The following is an 8359-nucleotide window of genomic DNA, read 5'->3' as shown; positions in this document are numbered from 1 at the left end:
CTTGAGTGATGCGCGAATCACGCCCCGGTTGTTGTGGCAGCCGGTCAGCAGGAAACGCATCGTCTTCTCGACGATCTGGCGCGGCGGCGTCTCGGCCCAGCGCCCTTCGTTCAGGTAGCGCGCAACGGAGGCGTCGGTCTCTTCCATCACGAGCGTGCGCAGGGCGTCGAAGAACGCCATCTTGTCGCGGAAGCGACCGTAGAAGGCGCCCACGGACACCTGGCAGGCCGCCGCGATCTGCGCCACCGAGACGGAGGCGAAGTCGCGCTGCGCGAGCAACTCGCGGCCGGCGGTCAGCAGCGCCTGTTCCGTTTCCTTGGCGCGGCGCTGGCGGGGTGGCTGGAGAATCGAGGGGGTATCGATGCGGGGGAAGGCTGTGGACGAAGACGTGCTATTCGTCACACTCGGAAAGGATGCTTGCATGGCGGATTCCGTATTCGAATTCGGATTCGGTTCTATGTCCGCACATTATGGTTTCGTATACCGCAGCGTCAAATTGGGGTTTACGATCCGGACGTTTTGCGGGGCAGGCCTGCGCACTGGCCGACCAGCGTCTGCACGCAGCAGGCATTACCGCTCCACTCCCCGCCGGTGACCTTGCCGTTGGCGGCGGCCAGCAGCTTGCGCTGACATCGTGCCGTGGAGGCAGGTGGCTCAAGCTGCGCATCGCGCGGGCCGCTGCCGGGCGGGTGCGCCGTCGGCAGTTCGTCGACCCATATATAGGCGGTGCCGGCCGGCGTGCTCTGCACGGACTGCGGCGGCCCCCACTGAGCCTGCACCTGCTCGACAGGCGCGCCCTGCCAGGATGCGAAGATCCGATGCATGGCGCCGCCATCGACGCTGGTGCAGCCAATGGTCACGCCGGCCGCGCAGAGCACGGCGGCGGCAAACGGAAGGCGGGGCAACGCGGGCATGGCGGCTCCATCTAGGTAGCGAACCCTCCTCGGCAGACTAGCCGAGCGGGCGCCCGGCTGGCAACGCCACTATGCGCGCCGCCGCACATTGCCTGCCGACCCCGATCCCGACTCCGATCAGGCGAACAGGGTGAGGGTTTGTGTATCCGATGAACGCTCGGTTGTCCGGGCGGGGCGTTTGATCGACGGAGCGCGGCTGGGCGCCGGCGGCTCCGGTGGCGTCAGCGCAAACGGTCGGGACGCCGCGAGCGGCACCGCCGAGGCGCGCAGGGCGTCCAGGCGCGGCGCGAGGATCTGGTAGGTATCGACATCGAACCGGGCCGGCGCGGCGAGCAGGGCAGCCGCCGCGTCGAGGTCCGTCACGGACCCGAGATAGCACCAGTTCTCCAGCACGTGCCATGGCTGTTGGGGCTGATCCGATTCCCGCCACGCCACCGCGCCGGCGAATGGCCACGGCTGCAATGCCAGCGTGGCGATGGCGGCCATCGTCCGSTCCCGRTGSGYCGCGYGCGATTCGTCGCCSGTGCAGGCGCCCGCRCAGCGATGCARYTGTCGCGCGAAACACGGGTTGCCGCGYCGGTGCGTGGGYTCGAGCATCAGCGTGGTCAGACAGAGCGTGTGTTCCTCCGCCAACTCCCGCAGCCGGGCCTGGGCTGCGGCGCGGCTGCCGAACGCGCCATAGAGATTGGCATGGCGGCTGAAATCCACGTGCCGGTCCGAGCGCAGGCGCGGCACGGGCAGGCCATCGGGGATCTCCCACGAGAACAGTTCGCTGTTCTGGCGCAGCAACTGGTTGTGCAGTGGCTGCAGAGACTTGACCAACTGCGCCTCCATCAGCAGCGCGCCGACTTCGCCGCCGGTCTCGTGCCACGCCACGCGCCGCACGCCTCGCGCCAGGCGCATCTCCTTCTCATGGCGATGGTCGCCCGAGAAATGGCTTTTGATGCGCTGACGCAGGTGAATGCTCTTGCCAACGTAGAGCGGCGCGTCTTCGTCGCCATAGAACAGGTAGACGCCGGGACGATCGGGTACCTCGTCGAGCGCGGTCTCGGACAGGCCGGCCGGGAGGCTCGCCTGCTTCACCAGCGACTTGACGGCCGATTCCACCAGATCCACGGWATASAGACCATGSAGCTTCTGCCAGAACTGCCAGAGYAGTTCGGCGTCCGCCAGCGCGCGGTGACGGCCCTTGGGCGTCAGGCCGAAGCGGGCGATCAGCGCGTCCAGGCCATGGCGCTCCACCGACGGGAACAGCGCGCGCGACAGTCGCACGGTGCAAAGCACGTCGGCGCGGAAGGTGATGCCAGCGCGCCGGAACGCATTCTTCAGGAAGCCGTAGTCGAAGCGCGCGTTGTGGGCCACGAAGAGGCGGCCTTGCAGCCGCTCTGCCAGCGACTCGGCAATCGACTCGAACGTGGGTTTGCCGCGCACCATCTCTTCAGTAATGCCGGTCATGCCCTGGATGAAAGACGGGATGCTGGCCTGTGGGTCCAGCAGCGTGTCCCATTCCTGGATGCCGTCCGGGCCGACTTCGACCACGCCGATCTCGGTAATGCGGTCACRCTGGGCATCGGCGCCCGTGGTTTCCAGGTCGACGAATACGATCGGCCGCGCGAGGGCGGTGGCGAGCGCGTGCGCATCGAGGGCGCCGGCGTCGCGGCTCGCGAGGCGTTCGGGCACGTAGGTCATCAGGTCAGGCGGTGTCGTCATGGGGCGATTCTACTGCGCCCGAAAATTCTTTTGCGAAACCCCTTGCCAGCCTGCGTTGGCTCCCTTAATATTCGYCCCCTCGCAACACAAACCGCGCTGCAAACGCAGCAGCGACAAGGGTTGCGGGGTTGATGGGTGGTCGGGCTGAGGAGTTTTTCAGCGCTGACCGCRGCGAAAAAAACTTCGCTGACCTGTTGACGAAACGCAGGTTGTTCTTCATAATCTCGTTTCTCTGCTGCGACGCAAACGACGCAGCGCAGACAAGCAGTACCGCCCCCGGCAAAGCCGGTGTGGCCAGTTCTTTAACAACCAAACAACCGATAAGTGTGGGCGCTTGATGGCGAACGCCRCGCRGACTYCGGTCTGCGTGWTGCTTCAAAAGTTATTAAGTGCTCGCACAGTAAAACATGTTCGGTTCGTTCTTCGGAATGRATCGAGTCAGTTTTCTGAGAGTGAGCGACCGCTCGAAAGAGCGAGGTGCTTCGGCACCACACAGGTATTGAACTGAAGAGTTTGATCCTGGCTCAGATTGAACGCTGGCGGCATGCCTTACACATGCAAGTCGAACGGCAGCACGGGAGCAATCCTGGTGGCGAGTGGCGAACGGGTGAGTAATACATCGGAACGTGCCCTGTTGTGGGGGATAACTAGTCGAAAGATTAGCTAATACCGCATACGACCTGAGGGTGAAAGCGGGGGACCGAAAGGCCTCGCGCAATAGGAGCGGCCGATGTCTGATTAGCTAGTTGGTGGGGTAAAAGCTCACCAAGGCGACGATCAGTAGCTGGTCTGAGAGGACGATCAGCCACACTGGGACTGAGACACGGCCCAGACTCCTACGGGAGGCAGCAGTGGGGAATTTTGGACAATGGGGGCAACCCTGATCCAGCAATGCCGCGTGTGTGAAGAAGGCCTTCGGGTTGTAAAGCACTTTTGTCCGGAAAGAAATGGCTCTGGTTAATACCCGGRGTCGATGACGGTACCGGAAGAATAAGCACCGGCTAACTACGTGCCAGCAGCCGCGGTAATACGTAGGGTGCGAGCGTTAATCGGAATTACTGGGCGTAAAGCGTGCGCAGGCGGTTTTGTAAGACAGGCGTGAAATCCCCGGGCTCAACCTGGGAATTGCGCTTGTGACTGCAAGGCTAGAGTACGTCAGAGGGGGGTAGAATTCCACGTGTAGCAGTGAAATGCGTAGAGATGTGGAGGAATACCGATGGCGAAGGCAGCCCCCTGGGACGTGACTGACGCTCATGCACGAAAGCGTGGGGAGCAAACAGGATTAGATACCCTGGTAGTCCACGCCCTAAACGATGTCAACTAGTTGTTGGGGATTCATTTCCTCAGTAACGTAGCTAACGCGTGAAGTTGACCGCCTGGGGAGTACGGTCGCAAGATTAAAACTCAAAGGAATTGACGGGGACCCGCACAAGCGGTGGATGATGTGGATTAATTCGATGCAACGCGAAAAACCTTACCTACCCTTGACATGCCACTAACGAAGCAGAGATGCATTAGGTGCTCGAAAGAGAAAGTGGACACAGGTGCTGCATGGCTGTCGTCAGCTCGTGTCGTGAGATGTTGGGTTAAGTCCCGCAACGAGCGCAACCCTTGTCTCTAGTTGCTACGAAAGGGCACTCTAGAGAGACTGCCGGTGACAAACCGGAGGAAGGTGGGGATGACGTCAAGTCCTCATGGCCCTTATGGGTAGGGCTTCACACGTCATACAATGGTGCATACAGAGGGTTGCCAACCCGCGAGGGGGAGCTAATCCCAGAAAATGCATCGTAGTCCGGATCGTAGTCTGCAACTCGACTACGTGAAGCTGGAATCGCTAGTAATCGCGGATCAGCATGCCGCGGTGAATACGTTCCCGGGTCTTGTACACACCGCCCGTCACACCATGGGAGTGGGTTTTGCCAGAAGTAGTTAGCCTAACCGCAAGGAGGGCGATTACCACGGCAGGGTTCATGACTGGGGTGAAGTCGTAACAAGGTAGCCGTATCGGAAGGTGCGGCTGGATCACCTCCTTTCCAGAGGCTTGTGTTCACAAGTCAAGCGTTCACACTTATCGGTTTGTTTGCTGTTACAGCCAAGGGTCTGTAGCTCAGGTGGTTAGAGCACCGTCTTGATAAGGCGGGGGTCGTAGGTTCAAGTCCTACCAGACCCACCAAGTTATCCGGGGGATTAGCTCAGCTGGGAGAGCACCTGCTTTGCAAGCAGGGGGTCGTCGGTTCGATCCCGTCATCCTCCACCACTTACCTTGGTTGGTTTGCCAAATGAAAGCACTTAGCGCGAAGGCGCTGTGAGTGCTTTCATTTGGCATTGCCAAGCGATTGGATTCAATGAATCCGTCGGCTGTTCTTTAACAATATGGGATGTAGTAAAGGTGTCGCGCGAGCGTTGATGAGACGCTGAATTATCCAACGCGATACCGGGTTGTGATTGTATCAACCAAAATGTATTTAAAGTGATCGAAAGATGACTTGGAATACGGCACAAACGCGAGAACTCAGACCTATGGTGAGTCGTGTGCTTRAGCGAAAGCTGAGACACACTCGTTATAGGGTCAAGCGAACAAGTGCATGTGGTGGATGCCTTGGCGATTACAGGCGATGAAGGACGCGGTAGCCTGCGAAAAGCTTCGGGGAGCTGGCAAACAAGCTTTGATCCGGAGATGTCCGAATGGGGAAACCCGGCCCTTATGGGTCATCCCTGACTGAATACATAGGTCAGGGAAGCGAACGCGGCGAACTGAAACATCTAAGTAGCTGCAGGAACAGAAATCAACCGAGATTCCCAAAGTAGTGGCGAACGAAATGGGAAGAGCCTTGTACTCTTTAGCAGCATTGTTAGCAGAACGGGATGGAAAGCCCGGCCATAGCAGGTGATAGCCCTGTATGCGAAAACAGCGTTGTGGAACTAGGTGTACGACAAGTAGGGCGGGACACGTGAAATCCTGTCTGAAGATGGGGGGACCATCCTCCAAGGCTAAATACTCGTAATCGACCGATAGTGAACCAGTACCGTGAGGGAAAGGCGAAAAGAACCCCGGGAGGGGAGTGAAATAGATCCTGAAACCGYATGCATACAAACAGTCGGAGCCTGGAAACGGGTGACGGCGTACCTTTTGTATAATGGGTCAGCGACTTACATTCAGTGGCAAGCTTAACCGATTAGGGAAGGCGTAGCGAAAGCGAGTCCGAATAGGGCGTTGAGTCGCTGGGTGTAGACCCGAAACCAGATGATCTATCCATGGCCAGGTTGAAGGTGCGGTAACACGTACTGGAGGACCGAACCCACTAACGTTGAAAAGTTAGGGGATGAGCTGTGGATAGGGGTGAAAGGCTAAACAAATCTGGAAATAGCTGGTTCTCYCCGAAARCTATTTAGGTAGYGCCTCGTGTCTCACCTTCGGGGGTAGAGCACTGTCATGGTTGGGGGGTCTATTGCTGATTACCCCGCCATAGCAAACTCCGAATACCGAAGAGTGCAATCACGGGAGACAGACATCGGGTGCTAACGTCCGGTGTCAAGAGGGAAACAACCCAGACCGCCAGCTAAGGTCCCCAAATATAGCTAAGTGGGAAACGAAGTGGGAAGGCTAAAACAGTCAGGAGGTTGGCTTAGAAGCAGCCACCCTTTAAAGARWGCGTAATAGCTCACTGATCGAGTCGTCCTGCGCGGAAGATGTAACGGGGCTAAGCTATATACCGAAGCTGCGGACGCACAGTAATGTGCGTGGTAGGAGAGCGTTCTGTAAGCCTGTGAAGGTGTCTTGTAAAGGATGCTGGAGGTATCAGAAGTGCGAATGCTGACATGAGTAGCGATAAAGGGGGTGAAAGGCCCCCTCGCCGTAAGCCCAAGGTTTCCTACGCAACGTTCATCGGCGTAGGGTGAGTCGGCCCCTAAGGCGAGGCAGAGATGCGTAGCTGATGGGAAGCAGGTTAATATTCCTGCACCGTCGTATGATGCGATGGGGGGACGGATCGCGGAAGGTTGTCCGGGTGTTGGAAGTCCCGGTCCCTGCATTGGAGAAGGCGCTTAGGCAAATCCGGGCGCGKAATTCAAGGATGTGGGGCGAGCGGCCTTGAGCCGCGAAGCAATTGGAAGTGGTTCCAAGAAAAGCCTCTAAGCTTCAGTCATACGAGACCGTACCGCAAACCGACACAGGTGGGCGAGATGAGTATTCTAAGGCGCTTGAGAGAACTCGGGAGAAGGAACTCGGCAAATTGGTACCGTAACTTCGGGATAAGGTACGCCCTTGTAGCTTGACTGGCCTGCGCCAGGAGGGTGAAGGGGTTGCAATAAAATGGTGGCTGCGACTGTTTAATAAAAACACAGCACTCTGCAAACACGAAAGTGGACGTATASGGTGTGACGCCTGCCCGGTGCCGGAAGRTTAAWTGATGGGGTGCAAGCTCTTGATYGAAGYCCCGGTAAACGGCGGCCGTAACTATAACGGTCCTAAGGTAGCGAAATTCCTTGTCGGGTAAGTTCCGACCTGCACGAATGGCGTAAYGATGGCCASRCTGTCTCCTCCCGAGACTCAGCGAAGTTGAAGTGTTTGTGATGATGCAATCTCCCCGCGGCTAGACGGAAAGACCCCATGAACCTTTACTGTAGCTTTGCATTGGACTTTGAACCGATCTGTGTAGGATAGGTGGGAGGCTTTGAAGCGTGGACGCTAGTTCACGTGGAGCCGTCCTTGAAATACCACCCTGGTTTGTTTGAGGTTCTAACCTTGGCCCGTGAATCCGGGTCGGGGACAGTGCATGGTAGGCAGTTTGACTGGGGCGGTCTCCTCCCAAAGTGTAACGGAGGAGTTCGAAGGTACGCTTGGTACGGTCGGACATCGTACCTAAAGTGCAATGGCAAAAGCGTGCTTAACTGCGAGACTGACAAGTCGAGCAGGTGCGAAAGCAGGACATAGTGATCCGGTGGTTCTGAATGGAAGGGCCATCGCTCAACGGATAAAAGGTACTCTGGGGATAACAGGCTGATACCGCCCAAGAGTTCATATCGACGGCGGTGTTTGGCACCTCGATGTCGGCTCATCTCATCCTGGGGCTGTAGCCGGTCCCAAGGGTATGGCTGTTCGCCATTTAAAGAGGTACGTGAGCTGGGTTTAAAACGTCGTGAGACAGTTTGGTCCCTATCTGCCGTGGGCGTTGGAATCTTGACGGGGGCTGCTCCTAGTACGAGAGGACCGGAGTGGACGTACCGCTGGTGTACCTGTTGTCTCGCCAGAGGCATCGCAGGGTAGCTATGTACGGAAGAGATAACCGCTGAAAGCATCTAAGCGGGAAACTCGCCTGAAGATGAGGATTCCCTGGAGGCTTGACCTCCTTGAAGGGTCGTTCGAGACCAGGACGTTGATAGGCTGGGTGTGGAAGCGCAGTAATGCGTTAAGCTAACCAGTACTAATTGCCCGTAAGGCTTGATCCTATAACCAGTGTGTCTYACCTGGTGTAGCGGTTCGCCGCCTTGTGCCACGATGGTACAAACACAACCAATCTTTACTACTCCCAGATTCGCCGTGCTGACATGCGTCAGCGCGGCAACCCCTCATGCCTGGTGACCATAGCGAGTCGGAACCACCCCTTCCCATCCCGAACAGGACCGTGAAACGACTTTGCGCCGATGATAGTGCGGACTACCCGTGTGAAAGTAGGTCATCGCCAGGCTCTTATACCCAGAACCCCCAGCCCCATAAAGGCTGGGGGTTTTGCTTT

At 58.0% G+C, this 8359-nt stretch carries 3 protein-coding genes, 2 tRNA genes and 3 rRNA genes; 5 read left to right on the top strand and 3 right to left on the bottom strand.

Annotated features, from left to right (window positions below):
• The 3 genes from AC1DPR_RS31105 to AC1DPR_RS31095 form a co-directional block, all read right to left on the bottom strand.
• The coding region (locus AC1DPR_RS31105) for a TetR/AcrR family transcriptional regulator (protein WP_477817921.1) at nt 1–423 on the bottom strand (423 nt) is incomplete at its 3' end.
• An 80-nt stretch (nt 424–503) separates the two neighbouring features.
• The gene (locus AC1DPR_RS31100; protein ID WP_092293353.1) at nt 504–914 is read right to left on the bottom strand and encodes a hypothetical protein; all 411 of its coding nucleotides are present in this window, start codon (nt 912–914) and stop codon (nt 504–506) included.
• A 117-nt stretch (nt 915–1031) separates the two neighbouring features.
• Nucleotides 1032–2624 (bottom strand): exonuclease domain-containing protein, encoded by a 1593-nt coding sequence (locus AC1DPR_RS31095; protein ID WP_477817920.1) that lies wholly within the window; start codon nt 2622–2624, stop codon nt 1032–1034.
• 501 nt (nt 2625–3125) lie between these two features.
• On the opposite strand from AC1DPR_RS31095, the gene AC1DPR_RS31090 reads away from it, so the two are divergent.
• The 5 genes from AC1DPR_RS31090 (at nt 3126) to rrf (ending at nt 8311) form a co-directional block, all read left to right on the top strand.
• Nucleotides 3126–4657, top strand: a 16S ribosomal RNA gene (locus AC1DPR_RS31090).
• 63 nt (nt 4658–4720) lie between these two features.
• Nucleotides 4721–4797: transfer RNA gene (locus AC1DPR_RS31085), tRNA-Ile, on the top strand.
• 8 nt (nt 4798–4805) lie between these two features.
• Nucleotides 4806–4881: transfer RNA gene (locus tag AC1DPR_RS31080), tRNA-Ala, on the top strand.
• Nucleotides 4882–5191: 310 nt separating this feature from the next.
• Nucleotides 5192–8072, top strand: a 23S ribosomal RNA gene (locus tag AC1DPR_RS31075).
• A gap of 125 nt (nt 8073–8197) precedes the next feature.
• Nucleotides 8198–8311: ribosomal RNA gene (gene rrf / locus AC1DPR_RS31070) — 5S ribosomal RNA — on the top strand.
• The 16S, 23S and 5S rRNA genes sit together here with 2 tRNA genes alongside, the layout of an rRNA operon.
• Nucleotides 8312–8359 lie beyond the last annotated feature (48 nt).

It is taken from the genome of Rhizobium sp. 01T417 (genome assembly GCF_056398905.1).
This window is presented reverse-complemented; position numbering and strand designations above follow the sequence as displayed.